The 25163-nt window shown below is 38.7% G+C and carries 18 protein-coding genes and 6 tRNA genes; 22 read left to right on the forward strand and 2 right to left on the reverse strand.

Going from position 1 to position 25163, the window contains the following annotated elements:
* The first annotated feature begins 1 nt into the window (after nt 1).
* Genes alr through JG29_RS01570 form a run of 3 tightly spaced genes read left to right on the forward strand, consistent with a single transcriptional unit; the run spans nt 2 to nt 1752 of the window.
* The gene (gene alr / locus JG29_RS01560) at nt 2-1108 is read left to right on the forward strand and encodes an alanine racemase (protein WP_045922205.1); all 1107 of its coding nucleotides are present in this window, start codon (nt 2-4) and stop codon (nt 1106-1108) included.
* A 52-nt stretch (nt 1109-1160) separates the two neighbouring features.
* On the forward strand, nt 1161-1424 hold the full coding sequence (locus JG29_RS08740) for a hypothetical protein (protein ID WP_045922206.1): 264 nt from the start codon (nt 1161-1163) through the stop codon (nt 1422-1424).
* Nucleotides 1381-1752 carry a type II toxin-antitoxin system PemK/MazF family toxin gene (locus tag JG29_RS01570; protein WP_376890620.1) on the forward strand — a complete coding sequence of 124 codons (372 nt, stop codon included), beginning with the start codon at nt 1381-1383 and terminating at the stop codon, nt 1750-1752. The genes JG29_RS08740 and JG29_RS01570 overlap by 44 nt, the downstream gene beginning before the upstream one ends.
* 110 nt (nt 1753-1862) lie before the next feature.
* Here JG29_RS01570 and cbpA read toward each other — a convergent pair whose 3' ends face one another.
* A complete protein-coding gene (cbpA, locus tag JG29_RS01575) occupies nt 1863-2531 on the reverse strand; it encodes a cyclic di-AMP binding protein CbpA (RefSeq protein ID WP_045922208.1) in 669 nt (222 codons plus the stop codon).
* Nucleotides 2532-2797: 266 nt separating this feature from the next.
* A complete protein-coding gene (locus JG29_RS01580) occupies nt 2798-3769 on the reverse strand; it encodes an L-lactate dehydrogenase (RefSeq protein WP_045922209.1) in 972 nt (323 codons plus the stop codon).
* Nucleotides 3770-4115: 346 nt separating this feature from the next.
* On the opposite strand from JG29_RS01580, the gene pth reads away from it, so the two are divergent.
* The 19 genes from pth to rpoB all read left to right on the forward strand — a co-directional run bounded on the left by pth (nt 4116) and on the right by rpoB (nt 25158).
* On the forward strand, nt 4116-4673 hold the full coding sequence (gene pth / locus JG29_RS01585; protein ID WP_045922210.1) for an aminoacyl-tRNA hydrolase: 558 nt from the start codon (nt 4116-4118) through the stop codon (nt 4671-4673).
* A 13-nt stretch (nt 4674-4686) separates the two neighbouring features.
* On the forward strand, nt 4687-8199 hold the full coding sequence (gene mfd, locus JG29_RS01590; protein ID WP_045922211.1) for a transcription-repair coupling factor: 3513 nt from the start codon (nt 4687-4689) through the stop codon (nt 8197-8199).
* Between the two features lie 5 nt (nt 8200-8204).
* Nucleotides 8205-9755, forward strand: a complete 1551-nt coding sequence (locus JG29_RS01595) for an oligosaccharide flippase family protein (protein ID WP_084232480.1) — start codon at nt 8205-8207, stop codon at nt 9753-9755.
* The gene (locus JG29_RS08635; protein ID WP_084232555.1) at nt 9742-9987 is read left to right on the forward strand and encodes an RNA-binding S4 domain-containing protein; all 246 of its coding nucleotides are present in this window, start codon (nt 9742-9744) and stop codon (nt 9985-9987) included. The genes JG29_RS01595 and JG29_RS08635 overlap by 14 nt, the downstream gene beginning before the upstream one ends.
* Nucleotides 9988-10070: 83 nt before the next feature.
* Nucleotides 10071-10463 (forward strand): FtsB family cell division protein, encoded by a 393-nt coding sequence (locus JG29_RS01600; RefSeq protein ID WP_045922212.1) that lies wholly within the window; start codon nt 10071-10073, stop codon nt 10461-10463.
* 17 nt (nt 10464-10480) lie between these two features.
* Entirely contained in the window at nt 10481-10894 is a 414-nt protein-coding gene (locus JG29_RS01605) for a S1 RNA-binding domain-containing protein (protein WP_045922213.1), read from the forward strand.
* A 33-nt stretch (nt 10895-10927) separates the two neighbouring features.
* Nucleotides 10928-12253: a tRNA lysidine(34) synthetase TilS gene (gene tilS, locus JG29_RS01610; protein WP_045922214.1), complete on the forward strand. Its 1326-nt coding sequence runs from the start codon at nt 10928-10930 to the stop codon at nt 12251-12253.
* A gap of 8 nt (nt 12254-12261) precedes the next feature.
* The gene (gene hpt, locus JG29_RS01615) at nt 12262-12798 is read left to right on the forward strand and encodes a hypoxanthine phosphoribosyltransferase (RefSeq protein ID WP_045922698.1); all 537 of its coding nucleotides are present in this window, start codon (nt 12262-12264) and stop codon (nt 12796-12798) included.
* Nucleotides 12799-12864: 66 nt separating this feature from the next.
* Nucleotides 12865-15000: an ATP-dependent zinc metalloprotease FtsH gene (gene ftsH, locus JG29_RS01620; protein WP_045922215.1), complete on the forward strand. Its 2136-nt coding sequence runs from the start codon at nt 12865-12867 to the stop codon at nt 14998-15000.
* Nucleotides 15001-15358: 358 nt separating this feature from the next.
* Nucleotides 15359-16348 (forward strand): tRNA dihydrouridine synthase DusB, encoded by a 990-nt coding sequence (dusB, locus tag JG29_RS01625; protein ID WP_045922216.1) that lies wholly within the window; start codon nt 15359-15361, stop codon nt 16346-16348.
* Nucleotides 16349-16446: 98 nt separating this feature from the next.
* Nucleotides 16447-17868, forward strand: coding sequence for a lysine--tRNA ligase (gene lysS / locus JG29_RS01630; protein ID WP_376890640.1), 1422 nt, complete (start codon nt 16447-16449; stop codon nt 17866-17868).
* 89 nt (nt 17869-17957) lie between these two features.
* Nucleotides 17958-18030: transfer RNA gene (locus JG29_RS01635), tRNA-Lys, on the forward strand.
* Nucleotides 18031-18098: 68 nt separating this feature from the next.
* Nucleotides 18099-18170: transfer RNA gene (locus JG29_RS01640), tRNA-Gly, on the forward strand.
* Nucleotides 18171-18181: 11 nt separating this feature from the next.
* A tRNA-Leu gene (locus JG29_RS01645) sits at nt 18182-18267 on the forward strand.
* 13 nt (nt 18268-18280) lie between these two features.
* A tRNA-Arg gene (locus JG29_RS01650) sits at nt 18281-18354 on the forward strand.
* Nucleotides 18355-18374: 20 nt separating this feature from the next.
* A tRNA-Gly gene (locus JG29_RS01655) sits at nt 18375-18446 on the forward strand.
* An 8-nt stretch (nt 18447-18454) separates the two neighbouring features.
* A tRNA-Pro gene (locus JG29_RS01660) sits at nt 18455-18528 on the forward strand.
* Between the two features lie 263 nt (nt 18529-18791).
* Entirely contained in the window at nt 18792-21269 is a 2478-nt protein-coding gene (locus JG29_RS01665; RefSeq protein WP_045922218.1) for an ATP-dependent Clp protease ATP-binding subunit, read from the forward strand.
* 223 nt (nt 21270-21492) lie between these two features.
* Nucleotides 21493-25158 (forward strand): DNA-directed RNA polymerase subunit beta, encoded by a 3666-nt coding sequence (rpoB, locus tag JG29_RS01670; RefSeq protein WP_045922219.1) that lies wholly within the window; start codon nt 21493-21495, stop codon nt 25156-25158.
* Nucleotides 25159-25163: the final 5 nt, after the last annotated feature.

Genomic DNA, 25163 nt, shown 5'->3' on the forward strand with positions numbered 1-25163 from the left:
TATGAAACCAGCAATTCACCGATCTACGCAAATAATAGTTGACCGTCAGGCCCTAAGAAATAATTTTCAGCACGAAAAACAGTTACTAAATCCGCAAACTAACATTTTTGCGGTAGTAAAAGCTAATGCCTATGGGCATGGTGCTGTAGTAGTAGCCACAACCTTAAGTCAAATGGGCGTGGATGGATTTTGCGTCGCTACCTTGGATGAAGCCTTGGAGTTGCGACAGGCAGGCTTACAGGAGCCCATTTTAGTTTTAGGAATAACGCCAGTACAACAAGCAAAAATAGCTGCTCAAGCTGATATTTCGCTAACTGTTGCTACTTTAAAATGGCTTGAGGATGCAGCTGCTGTTTTGGAACAACCGCTGAAGGTTCATCTGGCCTTAGATACTGGTATGGGACGAATTGGTTTGACAAAAAAAGCGGAAGTACTTCAAGCTTGTGATTTTATCCAGCAACATTCCAAATTGCTTCCTGAAGGAATTTTTACGCACTTTGCTACTGCTGATGAGGTGGACACGCAATACTTCCAGTTTCAGGTAGAAAATTTTCAGCACTTGACTGCTGATTTACCTGTGAAATTTAAATATATTCATTGTGCTAATTCGGCTACTTCTTTATGGCATTTAGATTGTCAATGTAATATGATTCGTTTAGGAATTGCACTGTATGGTCTTAATCCTTCCGGAAAAGCCATTGAGCCGCCTTACAAATTGCAGCCTGCTTTATCTTTGCAAACAGAAATTGTGCATATTAAGCAAGTTGCACCCGGACAAAAAATAAGTTACGGAGCTACTTATACGGCAGCGCAATCAGAAATTATTGCTACTTTACCTTTGGGCTATGCAGATGGTTGGCTGCGACGGATGGGCGGCAGTTATGTTTCTGTAGCTGGCGAGCTTTGTCCGATTGTCGGGCGGGTTTGTATGGATCAGATGATGATTAAAGTACCTAAGTTTTATCCTTTGGGAACAAAAGTTACTTTAATTGGTGCCGATCAAAAAATAAATCTGAGCGCTGAAACAGCAGCAGAATATGCTCATACTATTAACTATGAAATCCTTTGCAATTTATCTGATCGAATTCCCCGAAAATACGTGAATTAACTCCTCTTTGATGTTATATTAGTGGTGAGACTACCAGGAGGAGGTATTAGCCATGGCCGAAGTTCAAAAAGATGTTTCAGTTCGACTAGACGCTGACGTTTTAGATCGGTTACAGAAGTATAGTGATGAGAATGCTTGTGATGTTAATTGGGTGATTGATGTGGCTCTGTTAAATTTTTTTCAGAGTGAAAGTAGTTTTGCAGCTCAATTAATCCATGGTTATTTATATATGGCAGATATTAACGAAGAAATGTGCGACGCTTTTTCAATTTGTGAACAGGAGGCTGACAAAAAAAGCTGTGGTTACTTTAATTAAACGCGGCGATGTATTCTATGCTGATTTATCACCTGTAGTGGGGTCTGAGCAAGGCGGTATGCGTCCCGTATTAGTCATTCAAAATAATATTGGTAACAAATATAGTCCAACAACAATTGTTGCTGCTATCACTGGACGTATTCAAAAACCGAAGATGCCGACACATGTAGGAATCACTACTGCTGATGGTTTTAGCAAGGATTCTGTTATTTTAACAGAACAAATTCGTACAATTGATAAACAGCGTTTAAAAGAAAAGGTTACTACATTATCAGCGGAAAAAATGGCGGCTGTTGATAAAGCCTTAAAAGTCAGTATTCATTTATAATGAGTACTGCTTTTGTGAGTTATTGGTGTTCATAAATATTAAAAAATAAAGCGGATAATTATAAAAAAAATCGAGGTAGCTTGTAATTGGCTACCTCGATTTTAGTATTTTTACTTGGCTTCAGGAATATTTTCTAAAATGCTTTGTTTTTGGAGATCATCAACTTCTGAAACACGATAATTATTTTCTTCCAGTTCAGCAATAATTTTTTGTAATTGTTCCATCGTGACATTCGGTTGCAAGGTGAATAAGTTACGTCTGACTAAAGCATTTTTCCGGGCATCTAAAGTCATACAGCCCGCAATACTAACTTCTTTACTGATGATGTTGGACATTTCAGCCAGTTCGCCTCTTTGTCCAGAAGAGATGACAGTTAATACATAACTACCCGTGTGGACATTCCAAGCCTCCGATAACATGTTCAATAACTTAGTATGTGTCAAAATCCCGTAAAAGTGACTATTTTCATCTAAAACCGCAATATAAGGTAAATCTTTAATATTAAAGAAGACTTTAAAAAAGGGGGCATTAATGGGAATAGTCTTAGTTGCATTTTTTAAAAGATAGGTAACTGGCAAATTTAAGTCACCACCGCGTGATTTATGGCGGTAAATGTGCATTTTGTAAATATTGCCCCGGAAAATAGTTCCCGTTTCATCCAGGATAGGTACGCAGCGAAAACCGGTATCCTCCAAAATATCTAAAGCCTGCTGCAAGGTTACAGATTCTTGAACCGTGGTTAAAAAACGTTTTTTCATTACTAAAGATTTGATTAACATTGATTTTACCTCACTTAATCAGTTTAGCGAAAAACAAGGGGTTGTTCTGTTGCGAATAAACAAGAAAGTTACTTGAACTGCTCCCATTTTAGTTACGTTATATTATAACATAAAAATGAGTTTTCATGAGATAAGCCTTCCGAAAGATTAAATGAAACTAATTGCTTCAATTATGTTAGTTTTAGCAAATAAAAAAACCCTAATTATCAGTTTCAATCAGTACCTGACAATTATAGGTTTTTAACAGTTATTAATAAAAAATTAAATTATTCAATACCGGTAGCTTTGAAACCGTCATGAGCGACTTTTTCTAGTTGAGCTGCGGAATTAGCCATTTTTTCTTTTTCAGCATCATTTAGCGGAACTTCTAAAATCTGCCGGACACCATTACGGTTAACTACGGTTGGCGAACTGATATAGAGATCTTTGACACCATATTGACCATCCATGTAAACAGATAAAGGTAAAATAGTATTTTCGTCGCGCAACAAGGCTTTGCAGATAGTCGCTGCTGCTGTACCTACACCATAGAAAGTTGCTCCTTTAGTGTTGATAATTTCATAAGCGGCATGCACCACAGTATCATTGATTTCTTGCAATTTTTCATCAGTAAGTTCTGGATGAGTTTTTTGAATTTCTGCCATGGTGAGGCCACCAATGGTTAAGTGTGACCAAGCAGCAAACTCGCTATCTCCGTGTTCACCTAACATGTAACCATGAATAGAGCGCGGATCCAGATTTAATTCTTGACCGACAAATTTTTGTAAGCGCGCAGTGTCCAAAGAAGTACCAGAACCGATAACCCGTTCTTTAGGAAAACCAGAAAGCTTCCAAGTACCATAAGTTAAAATATCAACAGGATTGGCAACTACTAAAAAGATACCGTTAAAGCCGGAAGCAACAACTGGTTCCACAATTGATTTTAAGATATTTAAGTTTTTGTTGACTAAATCTAAACGAGTTTCACCAGGTTTTTGAGGTGCACCGGCAGTAATAACTACAATATCAGCATCTTTAGCATCACTATAATCAGTAGAATAAATATGAGTGGGTGCGCTAAAAGGAGTAGCGTCGGATAAATCTAAAGCATCGCCGCGGGTTTTATCTTTAACCACATCAACAATACCAATTTCATTAGCGATTCCTTGCAAAGTCATAGCGTAAGCAAAAGTTGAACCTACAGCTCCATCACCGACTAAAATAACTTTTGTATGATTTTTATCAGTAATACTAGACATCAATATGTCTCCCTTCAAAATTCAATAAACAATTAATTCACGTACTATTCTAACATGAATTTAATGGATTATTTTTCTGAAAGCGATTTTATTTTTCGAAAATCTCAATTATTTTTTATGAAATAAAAGGTTTATACTTGCTTAAATTTCTTGGATGTTGGGTATTTATGTTATAATCATCAAGCATCTATTATAAGTTAGTATAAAATAAAATTATTTCCGGTTGCGATCTTCCCTAGGCTGCTTTTTCTTGAAAACAGCAACGAGGGAAGAATTTAGAGCCGGCAGTTTTTGTGTTGCGGCTCAATGACAACTTTAGATCTTAAAAGAAATAGGATGATAAAAAATGAAAGCAATTTTTGGTTTAGGTAATCCAGGCTCCAACTATACTAAAACTAAACATAATATGGGTTTTATGACCATTGATAAATTAGCAGCAGATTATCAAGTCCAATTAACTAAAAACGAGTTTTCAGCACTGGATGTCAGATTTAAATATCAAGGAGAAACCATTTATCTAGTTAAGCCTTTAACTTTTATGAATAATTCCGGATATGCGGTTAAAATGCTGATGGGGTATTATCAAATTTTGCCTTCGGAAATCTTAATTATTCAGGATGATCTGGACTTACCTGTTGGCAAAGTCCGTTTACGTGCTAAAGGATCAGCTGGGGGTCATAATGGAATTAAAAGCATCATTGCTGCAATCGGCAGTAATACTTTTAAAAGAGTTAAAATTGGTATTGGACATCCTGATCGCCAGCACGTCGTTGATTGGGTCCTGACTCCCTTTGATAAGCAGCTGGAAGCTCAGGCTTTAAAGGGAATTGAACAGGCTGCCGCTGCTGTTGAAAATTGGATTCAGTATGATGACTTTGCCCAATCTATGAATCAATTCAATTAATGAGGAGGAAAAATTGCAATTAATTGATTGTTTTAATCAAAATAAACAATTAGAGACATTTATTGAAAATTTGAAACCGCAATCGCAGCAAATGTTAACGGGATTGACCGGGTCGGCAAAAACGCTCTTTTTAGCTCATTTGTTAAGAAAAACAGCGCAGCCGCTTTTAGTCGTTGAGCCGGATTCCTATCATGCCAGTCAATTAGCGGATGATCTCAGCCAATTACTGCCGGACGAACAAGTACAGGTTTTTTTGTTGGAATCATCGATTGCAACCCAGATTGCGGTTAGTTCCCCGGAATCTTTAAGTCAGCGCTTGAAGACTTTAGATTTTTTGCAGTCTCAAAAAACCGGAATTGTAGTAACTTCCATTGCGGGATTGGAATATGTTTTACCGACACCTGCAGATTTTGCCGAAAATCATTTAAAGTTACAGGTAGGTGACAATTTTGATTTAACTAAATTACCGGAAAAACTCTTAACAATGGGTTATCACCGGGATTCCTTAGTCTCTAGTCCCGGAGAATATGCCATTCGGGGCGATATTTTTGATATTTTTCCCCTGACGGAAAAAAAGCCATGGCGTATAGAATTTTTTGGTGATGAAATCGATACAATTCATAGTTTTAATCCTGAAACGCAACGCAGTCAAACCCAATACCAGCAAGTTTTATTGAGTCCTGCCAGTGATCAAATTGTTGACTCTAATCGTTTGCAGGAAGTGGGTCGACAATTAAAAAAAGTCCTCGCCCAGCATGTCCAAAAAGTTAAAGATCAGCAAATAATCAAGACTTTACAGACTAATTATCAAAGTGATATTGAGGCTTTGCTGGCAGGTGAGCGAGTAGATAATTTAGGCGAATATATTGATTTTTTATATACTCAACCAGCTAAAATAACCGATTATTTAGTTTCGCAAAGTTTAGTCATTTTTGATGATTATGAGCGAATTCAAGAACAAGATCGAACTAATAATGAAGAAAACACGGCTTGGTTTAGTGGCCAATTGGAAACTGGTAAATTATTGCCGGACTTAAAATTTCGCTGGACTTTTAAGCAAGCGGTCACGGCTATTTCGCAGGGAGAGATTTTTTTGTCGCTGTTCCCGCGGAGTCGTGGACATCTTCGCTTAGAACAATTGCTTAATGTTACTAGCCGCTCTATTCAGCAGTTTTTTAGTAATTTACCTTTGTTAAAGGCGGAGATTGAAAGATGGCAAAAACAAGCAGCCACCGTTATTCTTTTAATTAGTTCTTCTGCCCGTTTGCAAAAAATGCAGCAAACTTTAACAGATTTTGGAATTACGGCGGATGTGAGTGCTATTAATAATATTAAACCGGCTCAAACACAGCTGGTTGTGGGCGGCTTACACACGGGTTTTGAGTTGGCTGATGAACGAATTGTAGTGATCACTGAAAAAGAATTATTTAATAAGCAGCCTAAGCGGCGACGCTCGCGGACAACGATGAGCAATGCCGAACGTTTAAAAAGTTATACTGATCTTAAACCCGGAGACTATGTAGTCCATGTCAACCATGGTATTGGTAAATTTTTAGGTATTCAGACCTTAGAAGTTGACGGCAAGCATCAAGATTATATTACGATTGAATATCGCGATCAGGGACAATTGTTTATTCCAGTTACACAACTGGATATGGTTCAAAAATATGTTTCGGCTCAGGGCAAAGCTCCTAAATTAAACAAATTAGGCGGTACCGAATGGCATAAGACTAAACAACGTGTTCAAAAAAATATTGAAGATATTGCTGATGATTTAATTGATTTGTATGCTCAACGTGAAGCAGAAAAGGGTTATGCTTTTTCTGCGGATGATGATTTACAGAAGCAATTTGATGCCCAATTTCCGTATGTTGAAACTCCAGACCAGTTACGTAGTATTGCTGAGGTCAAGCGCGATATGGAAAGCCCACATCCAATGGACCGTTTATTAGTGGGCGATGTTGGTTTTGGTAAAACTGAAGTGGCGTTAAGAGCAGCTTTTAAAGCTATTAATGACGGTAAACAAGTGGCCTTTTTAGTTCCGACCACAATTTTAGCTCAGCAGCATTATCAAACAATGCAGGAGCGTTTTGCTGATTTTCCGATTAAAACTGCTATTTTGACCCGTTTTCAAACACCTTCGCAGCAAAGTGAAATTAAGGCCGGGTTAGCCGCTGGAACTATTGATATGGTCGTAGGGACACATCGCATTTTATCTAAAGATGTCCAATTTTTAGATTTAGGCTTCTTAATTATTGATGAAGAGCAGCGTTTTGGAGTTAAACATAAAGAGCGCTTAAAACAAATGAAATCACAAATTGATGTGTTAACTTTAACCGCTACGCCAATTCCGCGAACCTTAAATATGTCGATGATGGGCGTTCGCGACTTGTCCGTAATCGAAACTGCACCTCCTAATCGTTATCCGATTCAAACTTTTGTAATGGAGCAAAATTATGATGTTATTAGAAGTGCTATTGAACGGGAGCTAAATCGTAATGGGCAAGTCTTTTATTTGCACAATCGGGTTGAAGATATTGAACAAACCGCCAGTTTGTTAGCAACTTTGGTTCCAGATGCGCATGTAGCAATAGCGCATGGGAAAATGACTCAGGCCCAGTTAGAGGGAGTTATGAGTGATTTTCTAAATGGAGATTATGATGTTTTAGTAACAACTACCATTATCGAAACTGGAGTTGATATTTCTAATACTAATACCCTAATTGTAGAAAATGCTGATCGGTATGGTTTGTCACAGCTTTACCAATTGCGTGGCCGAGTTGGGCGTTCCAGTCGTGTAGCTTATGCTTATTTTATGTATCAAAAAGATAAAACTTTAAGTGAAGTTGGAGAAAAACGTTTAGAAGCGGTTAAGAATTTTACTGAACTTGGTTCAGGTTTTAAAATTGCGATGCGGGATTTAGCAATTCGTGGTGCAGGAAACTTATTAGGTAAACAGCAGCATGGTTTCATTGATTCAGTCGGCTATGATTTGTATACACAAATGCTGGCAGAAGCAGTGGCTAAAAAACAAGGTAAAAATCGCCAACATCCGCGTACAGATGCCCAAATTCAATTAGATTTAGAAGCTTATATACCTACTAGTTATATTAGTGATGAACGGCAAAAAATTGAAATGTATAAGCGTCTGCGTCAAGCTAAAAGTGAAGCTGAGTTAACTGATTTACAGCAAGAGTTTAAGGATCGTTTTGGACAGTATCCAAGTGAGGTAGCTAATTTATTAAAAGCTACCCACTTAAAATTACTGGCGAATCAAGCTTTAATTACCAAAATTAAGCAACAATCTCAGCAAATAATGATTACTTTTGGTGTGGAGGCGGATAAGTATTTAAATGGTGAGAAGATTTTTCAGGATTTAGCTCTGAGCTCTATGAAAGCGCAAGTTAACTTTGAACATGAATATTTTACAGTTTCTTTAAATACTGAGCATCATTCGGATTATTTAAAGCAATTACAAACTTTGCTGCAACGTTGGGCCCAAGCGGCTCAGCCGGTTGCTAAATAAAAATTATGAAAAATAAAGGAATGTCACTATTTTTTGCAGAAACTTGGGTTTTAACTATTTCTTCATTAATAACCAAGATTTTGAGTGCCCTTTATCGGATACCTCTACAGAATTTGGTTGGTAACCGCGGTTTTTTTATTTATCAGCAGGTATATCCTTTATATGGTCTCTGCACTGCTATTGCTCTAAGCGGGTTACCAATGTTTGTCTCCCAGGTTTTGGCAGAAGATAAAGTAAATCAGGCGCAAAATCAGCGGCACTTGCTTCAAGGAGCCCTTGTATTAGGAATTTTAGGAGCTCTGTTGTTAAAGTTAGCTGCGCCACAGATTGCTTCAGGGATGGGAGATCCGTCTTTAACGCCCTTAGTCGCGGTGTTATCTTGGTTTTATTTATTGGCGCCTCTAGAAGCTGTATTGCGGGGAATTTATCAGAGTGATTTACAGATGCTCCCTACTGCAATCTCGCAGGTGAGCGAACAAATTATTCGAGTATTGATAATTATTATAGCGGCAATCTGCCTAAGTTCACGTGATTATCTAATGGGAACTTGGGCTCATGCCGGAGCTGCAATTGGTGCTGCGGGGGCGATAATAATACTTTTAGGTTTTCATTTGCCGATCTCAGCTAAGCCGCAGCCGCAATTAAGAAAAGCCGGTAACAGTCATTTATTGCGGCGCTTTTTATCTGAAGGCCTGTTATTGAGCTTATTTAGTGGGGTCTTAGTTTTATTTCAGGCTATTGACTCTTTTACCGTTTTTAAGGCCTTGCAAGCTGCCTTTTATCAACATGCGCAAGAATTAAAGGGTATTTATGATCGGGCTCAATCTTTGGCCCAGTTAGCTATTGTGCTAGCAGTATCTTTGGCAACTACTATTTTGCCGCAATTAAGCCAATCAGATCAAGACAAACAAGCAGAACTAAAGAATATTACTTTACATGTGGCTTTAGTGTTAGCGGCTAGTTGTGCAGTCGGAATGGCAGCTTTAATGCCCCAAATTAATACGTTATTTTTTAAAGATGCCCAACAAAGCTGGAGTTTGGCCGTATATGTTTTAGCAGCCTTCTTTATTGCCTATGCTATCGTTATTAACACACTGATGCAGGCACAACATCAGCAGCAGCAAAATTGGCTGGCGTTACTTTTAGCTGTAATTAGTAAATGGTTATTGAATCGTGTTTTAATTCCACCGCTGGGAATTTTCGGTGCTAGTAGCGCTACTTTGTTAGCCAGTATTATATTGGCGGTGTTATTATATTTTAATTCTGATCAGAGTTTACGTCAGGGATTATTTAAAAAGCACTTTCTGCTGAAACTGAGTCTAGTGGTCCTGCTATTATTTATCTTTGTTAAAATCATGAGTATTTTTTGGCGTTTTTTCGCACCGCTCTCGCGCCTAAGTGCTTTATGGGAAGTTAGTGTAACAATTATTTGTTCGGTGATTTTAGTGGTAATCTTAAGTTATCGTTGGCAATTATTAACGGGTCAAGAATGGAAAATATTACCTGGCGGTCAACGAATTTTACAAAAATTAGGAGAAAAACATGCGCTTAGATAAATATTTAAAAATTTCGCGATTAGTTAAAAGGCGAACTCTTGCTAAAGAAATTGCCGATAAGGGTCGAATTGAGATCAACAATCGACCGGCAAAATCTTCTACGGCAGTTAACGTTGGTGATAAAATCACGATTCACTACGGTGATAAAATTGTGGCAGTAGAAGTTTTACAGATAGCAGAAAATGTAAAGAAAAATGCGGCTACCGATCTTTATAAAATACTTGCAAAATAACCGCAAAAACCTGTAATAAATTCTAGACAGTCAATATTGATGTTGTTATACTCAGTTTAGAGGCTTTTTTTGGGGGGGTTATTTTGCCACAAACACAACGTTCACACAATATTCGCCCAATTAATTTGAGTAATAGTGATTTATCTGCTGAAAAAAAGTTTAAACTACGGGTAAAACGAATCCATCGCCGTCGGATAACAGCCTTGTCGCTGGTGATGTTTGTAATAGTAACGGCTTTTAGTAGTCAGCTATATCAAAGCCATCAAACTAAGGCGCAAACCCAGGTGCAGTGGGTTCAACAGCAGCACAAATTGCAGCGGGCCCGTAGCCAATATCGTGATTTATCTAATCAGGTCCGTCAACTGCATGATGCGGAATACTTAGATAATTTGATTCGGTATCGTTTTAACTATTCACATGATGGTGAGATAATTTATAATATTCCCAATGAAGCTAATAAAAATCTTAATTTTTAAGGAGTAAGAAAAAAGATATGACCGTATCAGTAGGAACAAAAGTAACAGGTAAAGTTACCGGAATAAAAGATTTCGGGGCTTTTGTTGATATTGGTAATGGTCAAAGTGGTCTGGTGCATATTAGCCAGATTTCTAATGACTATGTTAAAGATATCCATGACAAATTGAGCGTGGGAGATATTGTAACTGCTGTTGTGGTGGGCGATAATCATGGCAAAATAGCTTTATCAATTAAGCAAGCACAATCTCCGCAACCGTCAAAAGCGGGTAAAAAGACTTATCATCATGACAAACCAACTGCGAAAAAAACCAGTAGTGAGGGATTTGATGATTTATTGGCCGACTTTATGAAAGAGAGCCAAGATCGCTTATCCACTTTGAAAAAAAATACTGAAGGAAAACGCGGCGGTCGTGGTGGCCGCCGAGGTTAAGTTCGAGCTAGTCCTCGGACTTTTTTATTAAAAATGGATCAAACTGAATTAAAATTTATTCAACAAATCAAAAACAAACCTTTTTTTACTGCTCAAGATCGTTTATTAGTAGCGGTTTCGGGAGGAAGCGACTCTTTAGCTTTATTAGCTTTATTATTAAAACTGCCAGCAGCCTTAAAGGCTCATGTAGAAGTAGCCACTGTTGATTTTGATTTACGCGCGCATAGTTCACAAGAAGTCGAATTAGTGCGCCACTTTTGTGCTCAACAGCAGGTGCCTTTTCATACTACTGTGTGGCAGCATAATTCTAATCTAAAGGCGATGGAAGTGCAGGCCCGGATATTTCGTTATAACTTTTTTGCAGAACTGATGCACCAATACCATTTGAACAAATTGGTAACTGCTCATCAAAATGATGATCAAGTAGAAACAGTCTTAATGAAACTCATTCGTAGTGGCAGCTTTTGGGAAAGTGGCGGTATTTTGCCGCAGCGTTCGTTTGCCCAGGGTCAGCTAATAAGGCCGTTGTTAAATTTTTCCAAGTCAGAATTAAAGGATTATTTGCAAAGACGGCATATTAAATTTGCCGTTGATGAGAGTAATTTTCAAGATATTACGATGCGCAATCGTCTCCGCAATGAGGTCGTTCCTTTATTGCAAGCTGAGAATCCTCATTTAAATCAGCACGTTGCGGCTTTTGTTGAACAGCAGCAAACTTTACAAAAATTTGTACAAGCTTATTTTCAAAACTTGGCGCAGCAAGTGGTTCAGTCGCAAGCTCAAGGATGGCAAGTAAATTTATTAGGTTTACAAAAATTACCACCTTTAATGATAGCTTTATTTCTGCAGAATTTTATTCATTTAAATTTAAATTTAGAATTAAATCAGCAACAATTACTGCAAGTACAGCAGCTCTTGGCGAAACCTCAAGGTCATTTAGATGTAGCCAAGGGTTGGGGATTGGATAAATTTTATCAGCGGCTGGTTATTCAGCCGCAGCGCTTGCCTTTTAATTCTTCTAAAGAATTATTCTTAAAATTAGACCAGCCAATATTGGCAAATGAGCAACAAAAGATTACAATAAAACAGTCCACTCAAAAGAGTGCATCTTCCTTTTACTTTGACCATTTGCCACATCAAATTGTTCTACGTACCCGCCACGCGGGGGATCAAGTGCGATTATTTGACGGTCATTATCAGAAATTAAAAAAAAGGTTAATCGATCAAAAAATTCCACAAGATCAGCGTGAGCAATTATGGGTATTGGTTTTTGATGGACAAATTGTTTGGATCCCTGGAGTTTATCGCTATCAAGTTAGTCCAACGCCATATTTATTTGAAATAATTATAGGAGAATAAAAATGAGTATGAATCAAGATATTCAAGAAGTATTATTTACACCCGAGGAAATTGCTGCTGCTAATCAACGTTTAGGGCAACAAATAGCTCATGATTATCAAGGCAAAAATCCCTTGTTAGTTTGTGTATTGAAGGGAGCAATTTTATTTTTAACAGATTTAATTAGGCAAATTCCTGAGAGTGTAGAAATTGACTTTATGGATGTTTCTAGTTATCATGGCGGCACAACTTCTTCAGGAGATGTCAAAATTATTAAGGATTTGGATGTTTCTGTAGCTGGTAGAGATGTCATTTTTGTTGAAGATATTATTGATACGGGCAATACCTTAAAAGCTTTGGGAGATTTATTTGCTTCCCGCAAAGCCAAATCTGTTAAAATTGTTTCACTTGTTGATAAACCAGCTCATCGTAATCAGAGTGTAAAGGCTGATTATGTGGGCCTTAGTTGCCCGGATAAATTTATTGTCGGCTACGGCATGGATTATCAAGATCGTTATCGTAATTTACCTTATATTGGGGTCTTGAAACCTGAAGTTTATTTATAGAAGCAATTAAATTATTGTGTTAATGTATTAACATAGACTAAGTCATGTGCGTGGAGGAAAACCAGATTGAAAAATAATCGAAATGGACTGCGGAATAACAGTCTGTTTTATATCATTATTTTTATATTATTAATTTTAGCAACCAGTTGGTTTGTTGGAGGCCAAGGTTCCTCAGCAACAGAAAATTTAACCTCTAATGAATTTATCACGCAGTTACGTGATAATAAAGTAGAAAAATTCTCATTACAACCTTCAAATGGTGTCTATAAAGTCAGTGGAACCTTAAAAAGGGCTGAAAAACAAAAGTCGTCCAATAATAATTTAAGCCTTTTTGGTAAAAATTCTGGGCAAACCAGTAGTTCCAAGCAATTTTCTGCAACAGTTTTGCCCAATGATGCTTCTCTCAATCAAATCAGTCAAGCAGCTCAGAAAACTAAGACCCAAATGAATACTCATGAGGAATCCCAAAATGGAATGTGGCTGAATTTAGCCATTACCGTGGTTCCGTTTTTGATATTTTTCTTCTTCTTGTATTCCATGATGAGTCAAGCTGGTCAAGGCGGTGGTGGTGCCGGGAAAATTATGAGTTTTGGCAAATCCCAAACTAAGCCGGTAGATCCTAAGAAAAATAAGGTTCGTTTTTCTGATGTTGCAGGTGCCGAAGAAGAAAAACAGGAATTAGTCGAAGTTGTAGATTTTTTAAGAGATCCTCGTAAATATTTAGCGTTGGGAGCACGGATACCTTCAGGTGTGCTTTTAGAAGGACCTCCGGGAACTGGTAAAACTTTATTAGCACGAGCAGTTGCTGGAGAAGCCAAAGTACCATTTTATTCAATTTCCGGATCGGATTTCGTGGAGATGTTCGTAGGGGTCGGAGCTTCCAGGGTTCGTGATTTATTTACTAACGCTAAAAAGAATGCTCCGGCGATTATTTTTATTGATGAAATTGATGCTATCGGTCGGCAGCGGGGCAATGGCAAGACTGGCGGCGGTAATGATGAACGTGAGCAAACCCTTAATCAATTGTTGGTAGAAATGGATGGTTTTACTGGCAAAGAAGGAATCATTGTTATTGCTGCTACTAACCGTTCGGATGTCTTAGATCCAGCTTTGCTGCGTCCAGGCAGATTTGACCGTAAAATTCTTGTCGGCCAACCCGACGTCAAAGGCCGGGAGGCTATTTTACGGGTGCATGCGAAAAACAAGCCTTTAGCTGAAGATGTTGATTTGAAAGTCATTGCTCAGCAAACCCCAGGATTTGTGGGGGCAGATTTGGAGAATGTTCTCAATGAAGGAGCATTGGTAGCTGCTGAGCGAAATAAAACTAAAATTGATGCAGCCGATATTGATGAGGCCGAAGATCGGGTTATTGCCGGTCCGGCTAAAAAAGATCGTATTATTTCTCCTGAAGAAAGAAAAATGGTGGCTTATCATGAAGCTGGCCACGCAATTATTGGGGTTGTCCTCAGTGATTCGCGGGTAGTTCGGAAAGTAACAATTATTCCGCGGGGGCGTGCAGGCGGTTATGCAATTATGCTGCCTAAAGAAGATCAAAACTTGCTGACCAAAAAAGATTTGATGGAGCAAGTAGCAGGTTTAATGGGCGGAAGAACAGCTGAAGAAATTATTTTCCATAGCCAGTCTTCAGGGGCCTCTAATGACTTTGAACAAGCAACCCAGATTGCTCGGGCCATGGTAACTGAATATGGTATGTCAGAACGTTTGGGAATGACCCAGCTGGAAAAAGGCGGTGCTCCTGTCGGTGCTTACGGGCAGCCTAATTATTCTCAAGAAACTGCTACAATTATTGATGATGAAGTTCGCAAGATTTTGGATGAGGCGCATAAGACTGCTATTGACATTATTCAGAGTCATCGTGAACAACACAAAGCAATTGCCGAAGCACTGTTGAAATATGAAACCTTGGATGAAAGACAAATTCTAAGTCTATATAATACTGGTAAAATGCCGGTAAATAATCAGGAAGAATTTCCTTCAGAAAAGGCTTCTACATTTGAGGAAGCTAAAAAAATTGCTCAATTGCGCGATGAGAAAAAGCAAGCCAAAGAAGGCCATAATTTTGATCCGTCGGCGCCATTGGAAACTCCAAGTGAGAAATCTGATCAACAATCAGATCCAAATCAGAAGAATGATGATCAACCAACAACCTCTGATGATAATGAAAATAATGATAAAGATTAACTCTTTATAAATAGCTAGTTTTTAAAATCATAGTGAAAGTTGCAATAATTAAGGCTGGGATCTCTAATCTCAGCTTTTTATTTTGCTTAATATTACTTTGGGGAGATTGCCAAACTTTACAGAAGTTAACCGTACAGTTATACTGAGATTTTAAAAAATTTACTAAACTGAATTTTTATCAGGTCGACTAAGGAATATTCAAGCTATTTTCAACTGATAAACTGCTTTGTTATTTTAAGAAAAAGACTGGGCAGGTTTTAACTGAGATTTATCAAATTATTAGCGAGAAGTAATTGCAACTCAGACTATTGTTTTGCTATTATGTAATTAATTAGCTCCACAAGAAAGGAAGAAATTAATGGAGTGGAAAATCGGAAAAGTAACTATACCTAACCAAATTGTAGTGGCACCTATGGCCGGAATTTCTAATTATTCTTTTCGGATGACTGCTAAAGAATTCGGAGCTGGCTTAGTTGTTTGTGAGATGGTTAATGATCGCGGAATTTTATATAAAAATCAAAAAACTTTATCCATGCTGTATGTGAATAAAGAAGAACATCCAATTAGTATTCAAGTTTTTGGAAGTTCAAAACAAACATTAGTCCCCGCAATTCAGTATGTGGCAGAAAATACGGCGGCAGATATAATTGATATTAATATGGGCTGCCCGGTAAAAAAAGTGGTCAAGACTGGAGCAGGATCGCATTGGCTCTTGGATCCCGATAGTATTTATGACTTGGTTAAATCTGTCAAGGCAGTGATCGACAAGCCACTGACTATTAAAATGCGTACCGGCTGGGATCAAGATCATATTTTGGCCGTGGAAAATGCGCTGGCTGCCCAAGAAGGTGGAGCTGATGCCATTGCTATGCATGGCCGGACACGGGCTCAAATGTACAGTGGCCAAGCGGACTGGGAGCTGCTGCATGAAGTAGCACAGCACTTAAGTATTCCTTTTATGGGTAATGGTGATGTACGTACACCGCAAGATGCTAAAACAATGATTGAAGATGTCGGAGCTGATGCTGTGATGGTAGCGCGCGGAGCTATTGGTAATCCTTGGGCTTTAAAAGCAATGGCCCATTATTTAGATACGGGTGAACTGTTACCGGAACCGACTCCTATCCAAAAAATTCAAATTGCAAAAGAGCAATTGGAACGCCTAGTAATGCTCAAGGGGGAGCGAATCGGTGTGCCGGAATTTAGGCAACAACTATCTTACTATTTAAAAGGAATTCCTCGTTCTGCTCGAACAAAAGCGGCGGTTAATGAGGCTGAAACGCAACAAGAAGTAAATCAACTTCTAGATGATTTTGCAACCAAACTGAGTACGATTTCTACTAAATAAATTTGTAAGGGAGATATAAAATGGCTAAAACTGAAGAAGAAATGAATGATCAATTACGAGTGCGTCGCCAAAAAATGGAGGACTTACGAGCAGCAGGAATTGATCCCTTCGGACATCGTTATGAACCTTCAATTACAGCTTTGCAATTACATCAAAAATATGATCAGTTAGATAAAGACAAAATTGCTGCGCAAAATGAATCTGTCAAAATTGCGGGCAGAATGATGTCTAAACGGGGTAAAGGAAAAGTTGGCTTTGCTGATTTAAAAGATCGTACTGGAAGAATTCAAATTTATGTGCGTAAAGATACTGTCGGTGATGATAACTATCAACTTTTCAAGAAGGCTGATTTAGGTGATATTTATGGTATCGAAGGCGAAGTTATGAAAACAGACATGGGGGAGCTGACCGTTAAAGCTAACCATGTAATTTTGTTGACTAAAGCACTGCGGCCTTTACCGGATAAATATCATGGCTTAACTAACGTTGAACAGCGTTATCGCCAACGCTATTTGGATTTAATTAGTAACCAAGACAGTTTTGATCGTTTCATTAAACGGACCAAAATTATCGCTGCTGTAAGGGAATATCTTGACCAAAATGGTTTTTTGGAAGTGGAGACCCCGGTTCTGCATAATCAAGCGGGTGGGGCAGCTGCCAGACCCTTTATGACCCATCATAATGCATTAAATGTCGATCTCTATTTGCGAATTGCGCTTGAACTTCATTTAAAACGATTAATTGTTGGTGGTATGGAACGTGTTTATGAAATTGGAAGAGTATTTCGGAATGAAGGTATTGATACAAAGCATAATCCCGAATTTACAGAATTAGAATCTTATGCAGCCTATTTTAATTTTGAAGATGTAATGGATGAAACTGAAGGTATTTTCCGTTATGCAGCTCAAGCTGCTTTAGGTACACAACAAGTTGTTTACCAAGGGCAAAACGTTGATCTATCTAAACCATTTAAACGGATGCATATGGTAGATGCAATTAAAGAAACCACCGGAGTTGATTTTTGGCCGCAAATGACTCTGGAAAAAGCACGTCAGTTGGCAGATGAGCATCAAGTCCATTATGAAGACTATTGGCAAGTAGGCCATATTATTAATGCTTTCTTTGAAGAGTTTGTGGAAGACACTATTAAAGAGCCAACTTTTATTTATGGTCACCCAATTGAAATATCTCCTTTGGCTAAAAAAAGTGAAAAAGATCCCCGTTTTGTTGATCGGTTTGAGTTGTTTATTTTGGGAAATGAATACGCAAATGCTTTCACAGAATTAAATGATCCGATTGATCAACGTCAACGTTTTGAAGCCCAAGCTGCCGAAAAAACTGCGGGAAATGATGAAGCAGAAAGCATTGATGAAGACTTCGTCGAGGCTTTAGAATACGGCATGCCGCCTACTGGTGGCTTAGGAATTGGTATTGATCGTTTGGTTATGTTATTAACAGATGCTCCTTCTATTCGTGATGTCATTCTTTTTCCTACTTTGCGTCCTGAGGACCGACCATAAAAAGTAATCTGGATAAAAACTAAAATGTGGTTGAATTTTGTGGGATAAATTGTTATACTATAACAGTTGTCAGATAGTTGATAGCTGTTGAGTCGCTAGCTCAGTTGGTAGAGCAACGGCCTTTTAAGCCGTGGGTCGTGGGTTCGAGCCCCACGCGACTCATTTTGCAGATGATTGTTTACATGTGCAAAAGTTAAGCAAGCAAAATTTTGATAAATGGTCTATACTTTGCGGAAGTAGTTCAGTGGTAGAACATCACCTTGCCATGGTGGGGGTCGCGGGTTCGAATCCCGTCTTCCGCTTTCATTATTTTGCCGGGGTGGCGGAACTGGCAGACGCACAGGACTTAAAATCCTGCGGTAAGTGATTACCGTACCGGTTCGATTCCGGTCCTCGGCATTATAATGAATAAGCACCCATAGCGCAATTGGATAGAGTGTCTGACTACGAATCAGAAGGTTGTAGGTTCGACTCCTACTGGGTGCATTAGTAAAAATTTATAGTTTGCGGAAGTAGTTCAGTGGTAGAACATCACCTTGCCATGGTGGGGGTCGCGGGTTCGAATCCCGTCTTCCGCTTTTTAATTCGGGAAATAGCTCAGCTTGGTAGAGCGCTGCGTTCGGGACGCAGAGGTCGCAAGTTCGAATCTTGTTTTCCCGATTTTTTTGTGTAAGCTGATTTTGTCCGCAAATATTAACTCGAAATATTAACTCGGCTTGTAGCTGTTTTGTGGGCTTTTTGTTTGTCTTTGTTTATAATAATAACTAAAGTATTATTTGAAGAACAGGTAAGTTAGTTGTTATAATTTGTTACCAAATATTAAAGAAGCTATTGTTTAATGATGATTTCAACTAGGACATCATTTATCATAATTTATTTGATTGTGGTATACTTTCCAAACATACAAGAAAGAAGGGCTGTTCATGAATGAGATATTTACTGCAAGTGCTAAGGAAACTTTGAGGTTGGCGCAACAAGCAGCTAAAAGATTTCGCCATCATACAGTCGGCAGTGAGCACATTCTTTACGGATTGGCAAAAGAAGGCTCCGGAGTTGCGGCAAAGACGATTACCGATTTAGCGGTATCAGCGGAAGACATTCAAGAAGAAATTGAAGCTGTGACTGGTTATGGTACAGATGATTCTAAAGCACAAAACTTGATTTATTTACCTTATTCGCCGCGAGCAGGCCAAATTTTAGAAGAGGCAGCTCAGCAGGCTAAGATTTTAGAGGCTCCCCAGATTGGTACTAGCCATATTTTATTAGTGTTGCTTCAAGACCCGACAATTTTGGCTACACGTATTTTAGCCAATTTAGGTGTCAGCATAGTTAAAGCACGAAAATTATTATTACAAAAAATGGGTTTATCCACTAAGAATTCTAATAAGAAGCCCACGTCTTTATCAAAAGTACGGTCTGCTAACGGCAAAAGCTTAACGCCCACACTTGATTCTTTAGCTCGTGATTTAACTCAGTCCGCTCAAGAACAACGACTAGATCCGGTTATTGGGCGTGATGCGGAAATTAAACGGACTATTCAAATTTTAAGTCGGCGCACCAAAAATAACCCCATTTTATTAGGTGAGCCAGGTGTCGGCAAAACCGCCATTGTGGAAGGTTTGGCTCAAAAAATTGCTGCGGGCGAGGTCCCTCAAGAAATGGCAGAGAAGCGCTTAATGCTTTTGGACATGGGATCTTTGGTAGCGGGAACTAAATATCGTGGTGAATTTGAAGATCGTTTGAAAAAAATTATTAATGAAATCTATCGTGATGGACAAGTAATTTTATTTGTTGACGAATTGCATACGATGATTGGTGCTGGCGGTGCAGAAGGAGCTATTGATGCATCCAATATTTTGAAACCTGCTCTTTCACGGGGTGAGTTACAAATGATTGGTGCTACGACTTTGGATGAATATCAAAAATATATTGAAAAAGATGCAGCTTTTGCACGGCGGTTTGCGAAAGTTCAGGTTGATGAACCTTCCAGTGAAGATAGTCTATTAATTTTACAGGGATTACGTGCACAATATGAAAATCATCATCAGTTAAAAATTACTGATGCAGCTTTAAAAGCAGCGGTTAAATTATCGCAGAGATATTTACCCAACCGTTTTTTGCCTGATAAAGCGATTGATTTAATTGATGAAGCCAGTGCACGGGTGCACATTCAGGCCAGTTCACAACATTCTCCCACTAAATTAGATCAGTTGGAAGCACAGTTAAATGCTACTGCACAAGCCAAGGATCAGGCTATTGTAGAGCAAAACTTTGAACAGGCAGCACAGTATCGCCAAGAAGAAATGAATCTTAAAGCTAATTTAGCTCAACAAGAACAGCAGGCACAATCTAGTGAGCAACAGCCGCAGGTAGGTCCGGGCGATATTGCCGTGATTGTTTCCCAATGGACCGGTGTGCCTGTAACTAAAATGACTGATGAACAATCACGTAAATTATTGAACTTAGAAAAAGAGCTGCATCAAAGAGTGGTTGGTCAAGAAGAAGCAATTAGTGCAGTTGCTCGTGCTATTAGAAGGGCACGTAGTGGTTTGAAAGATCCACGGCGTCCAATTGGCTCATTTATGTTTTTGGGACCGACTGGTGTTGGTAAAACAGAATTAGCGAAGTCTTTAGCTGCAAGCATGTTCGGTAGTGAAACAGATATTATTCGCATTGATATGTCCGAATATATGGAAAAATTTAGTACTTCACGGCTGATTGGTTCAGCTCCCGGTTATGTCGGCTATGAAGAAGGGGGCCAACTGACTGAACAAGTACGTAATCACCCTTACTCAGTTATTTTATTAGATGAAGTAGAAAAGGCACATCGTGATGTGTTTAATTTACTGTTGCAAGTTTTGGATGATGGTTTTTTAACTGATTCTAAAGGGCGCCGGGTTGATTTTCGAAATACCATTATTATTATGACCTCTAATTTGGGTGCGACAACACTAAGAGACACCCATACAGTTGGCTTTAATGAAGCAACCAATACCAATCAATATGAAAATATGAAACAACAAATTTTGACAGAAACTAAGCAGTTTTTCCGCCCAGAATTTTTGAATCGGATCGATGACATTTTGGTATTTCATGAATTAACGAAAAAGGATCTGCATCAAATTATCCGGATTATGTCCCAAGGACTGGTGCAAAGACTACGAGAACAGCAAATTAAATTACGGATTACTCCGCGGGCTTTAGATTATTTGGTAGAAAAGGGTTATAGCCCCCAATTAGGGGCACGGCCGTTGCAACGGACTATTCAAGTTGAAGTAGAAGATAAAATCAGTGATTTGTTATTATCTCATCAATTACAGACGGGAGATAATCTATCCGTGGGAGTCGCCAAAAAGCAGTTAAAATTTAATATTCGCAATTTAGAGACTGTAAAATCATAATATCTTGACAAAGATGAGCTTTTATTGTATCATTTATCGTGATTAGTTAGCGTGGTATGAAAAGCGTATTCTTTATCGAAATATTGTCCGATAAGGAATTATAAAAAGGCAAAAATAGTTAATTAGCTATTTTTGGTTTTTTTTTGCTTAAAAAGTATCATTTGCTAATTTGTAATCAAATTGTAATATTTGGTGTTCAAATTTTATTGAAAGGGTGAACAGCTTGACGGAAGAAAAAGTTCGTTTCCATAATGTCAATTACGGAAAGCATCGGACAAGACGGAGTTATGCCCGGATTAAAGAGGTTTTACCGTTACCCAACTTAATTGACATTCAAACCAATTCTTATAATTGGTTTTTAGATGAAGGCTTAAAGGAAATGTTCCAAGATATTATGCCTATTGATGATTTTGCTGGCACCTTATCCTTGGATTATGTTGATTATAAGCTTTTGAAACCCAAATACACTGTCAGTGAAGCACGTAATCATGATGCTAATTATTCTGCACCATTGCATGTAACTTTACGTTTAACTAACCATGAAACTGGAGAGATTAAGACACAGGATGTCTTCTTTGGCGATTTTCCATTGATGACAGAGCAAGGTACTTTTATTATTAATGGTGCTGAGCGGGTTATAGTTTCACAATTGGTACGTTCTCCTGGAGTTTATTACACAGCAGAAGCTGATAAAAACGGCCGTATGATTTATGGTACGACAGTTATTCCTAACCGCGGTGCTTGGCTAGAATTTGATAATGATGCCAAGAATATTGTGTATGTGCGCATTGATCGGACACGGAAATTACCGATTACGGAATTAATTCGTGCCTTAGGTTTCGGTTCTGACAGTGAGATTTTAGATATTTTTGGTAATAATAGCGACTTTTTGAATTTAACCTTAGAGAAGGATGTCCATAAAGATCCTTCTGACTCAAGAGTGACTGAGGCTTTAAAGGATATTTATGAACGTCTCCGTCCTGGTGAACCAAAGACAGCTGAAAGTTCGCGGTCTTTACTGTATGCTCGATTTTTTGATCCCAAACGTTACGATACCGCTCCTGTTGGGCGTTACAAAGTTAATAAGAAATTAAATTTGAAAACTAGGTTACAGGGCTTAACCTTAGCTGAAACCTTAGCTGATCCGGATACTGGGGAGATTATTCTCAGAAAAGATACCAAATTGGATCGTGAAGCCTTAAATAAATTATCACCTTATTTAAAGAATCCTGATTTTAAGGCGGTAACTTTCCAGCCTTCAGATGAAGGAATCTTGGGTGACCCTGTCAAATTACAAATTATTAAAGTATATTCTTTAGAAGACGAAGATAAAGTTGTCAATGTTATTGGTAATGATAATATTGATGAAAAAGTTAAACACATTACACCCGCAGATATTCTAGCTGAAATTAATTACTTCTTTAACTTACAAGAAGGTATCGGGACAGTCGATGATATCGATCACTTGGGAAATCGGCGAATTCGTTCTGTCGGCGAGTTATTACAGAACCAATTTCGTTTAGGTTTATCAAGAATGGAACGGGTGGTTCGTGAGCGGATGTCAATTCAAGATACAGCCACTGTAACTCCACAACAATTAATCAATATTCGCCCCGTTGTCGCAGCAATTAAAGAATTCTTTGGATCTTCTCAATTGTCCCAGTTTATGGATCAAAATAATCCTTTAGGTGAATTAACTCATAAACGCCGTTTGTCAGCCTTAGGACCGGGTGGTTTGACTCGTGATCGCGCCGGTTATGAGGTTCGGGATGTTCACTATACCCATTATGGTCGGATGTGCCCCATTGAAACTCCTGAAGGGCCAAATATTGGTTTAATTAATAATTTGGCTACTTACGGGGTCGTTAATAAGTATGGCTTTATTGAAACTCCTTATCGGCGTGTTTCATGGGATACTCACAAAGTTACGGATAAAATTGATTATTTAACTGCTGATGAAGAAGATAATTATGTTGTTGCCCAGGCCAATACACCTTTAAATGATGACGGTTCTTTTGCGGAAGAACGTATTTTGGCCCGTCATCGAGATGATAATATTGAAACTACCTCTGACAAAGTTGATTATATGGATGTTTCTCCTAAACAAGTAGTTTCGGTTGCGAGTGCTTGTATTCCTTTCTTGGAAAATGATGATTCCAACCGGGCTTTGATGGGAGCTAATATGCAGCGCCAAGCAGTACCTTTAATTAAGCCACACTCTCCGTTAGTAGGAACGAGCATGGAATATGTAGCTGCCCACGATTCAGGGACCGCCTTATTAGCCCATGATCCCGGTACTGTTAAATATGTAGATGCGCAAAAAATTCAAGTAGAGCGTGCTGATGGAACAATGGACAATTATGACCTGATTAAATTCCAACGTTCCAATGCGGGTAAATGCTATAATCAGCGCCCAATTGTGGAAAAGGGCAACCATGTTGATAAAGGCGAAATTATTGCCGATGGCCCAGCAATGCAAGCTGGTGAGTTAGCACTAGGGCAAAATCCGTTGATCGCATTTATGACTTGGAACATGTACAATTACGAAGACGCGATTGTCTTATCGGAACGCTTAGTTCGTGATGATGTTTATACTTCGATTCATATTGAAGAGTATGAATCAGAGGCACGGGATACCAAATTAGGACCGGAAGAGATTACTCGAGAAATTCCTAATGTAGGTGAAGATGCGCTCAAAGACTTAGATGAAAGCGGCATTGTGCGCATTGGCGCCGAAGTGCGGGATGGCGATATCTTAGTCGGAAAGGTAACCCCTAAAGGAGTTACTGAATTAAGCGCTGAAGAGCGGCTGTTACATGCAATATTTGGTGAAAAAGCGCGCGAAGTCCGCGATACTTCTTTACGTGTGCCTCATGGCGGCGGCGGAATTATCCAAGACGTTAAGATTTTTACCAGGGAAGCTGGCGATGAACTCAGTCCCGGTGTAAATACAATGGTACGGGTCTATATTGCTCAAAAACGTAAAATTCAGGTGGGCGATAAAATGGCCGGTCGTCATGGTAATAAAGGTACAGTTTCAATTGTGGTGCCAGAAGAAGATATGCCTTATATGCCTGATGGAACACCAATTGATGTCCTATTAAATCCTATGGGTGTTCCTTCGCGAATGAATATTGGACAAGTATTGGAACTGCATTTGGGAATGGCGGCTCGAACTTTAGGAATTCATATTGCTTCACCAGTTTTTGATGGAGCTACTGATGATGACCTCTGGGCTGCTGTCAAAGAAGCTAATATGGCTTCTGATGCCAAAACTATTTTGTACGATGGCCGTACTGGTGAGCCTTTCCATAATCGGGTAGCCGTGGGTGTAATGTACTATATGAAATTAGCACACATGGTTGATGATAAGATTCATGCCCGTTCAATTGGACCTTACTCCTTAGTTACACAACAGCCTTTAGGTGGTAAAGCTCAGTTTGGTGGCCAGCGTTTTGGTGAAATGGAAGTTTGGGCTTTGGAAGCTTATGGTGCGGCTTATACCCTGCAGGAAATTTTAACTTATAAATCTGATGATGTTACTGGTCGGGTCAATACCTATGAAGCCATTGTTAAAGGTCAAACTATTCCTAAACCTGGAGTACCTGAATCTTTTAGAGTTTTGGTTAAGGAATTAGAGTCTTTAGGCTTGGATATGAAGATTTTGGATCATGAACATCATGAGTTAGAGTTACGCGATATGGATGAAGACAGCACAAGTAATGGTGTTGACGCACTGTCTCGTTTAGCTGAACAGCAGGAACAAAAGCGGGCCCAAGAACAAGCTCAAAATGAAGAAAATAAAAAAGAAGAACAGCAACCAAATTTAGATAGTTTAATGGATAAAATTAATAGTTTGAGTTCTGATAATAGTAACAGTGACAATTAAGAGGA

This window comes from Bombilactobacillus mellis (assembly GCF_000967245.1).
In the GTDB taxonomy this organism is placed as follows: domain Bacteria; phylum Bacillota; class Bacilli; order Lactobacillales; family Lactobacillaceae; genus Bombilactobacillus; species Bombilactobacillus mellis.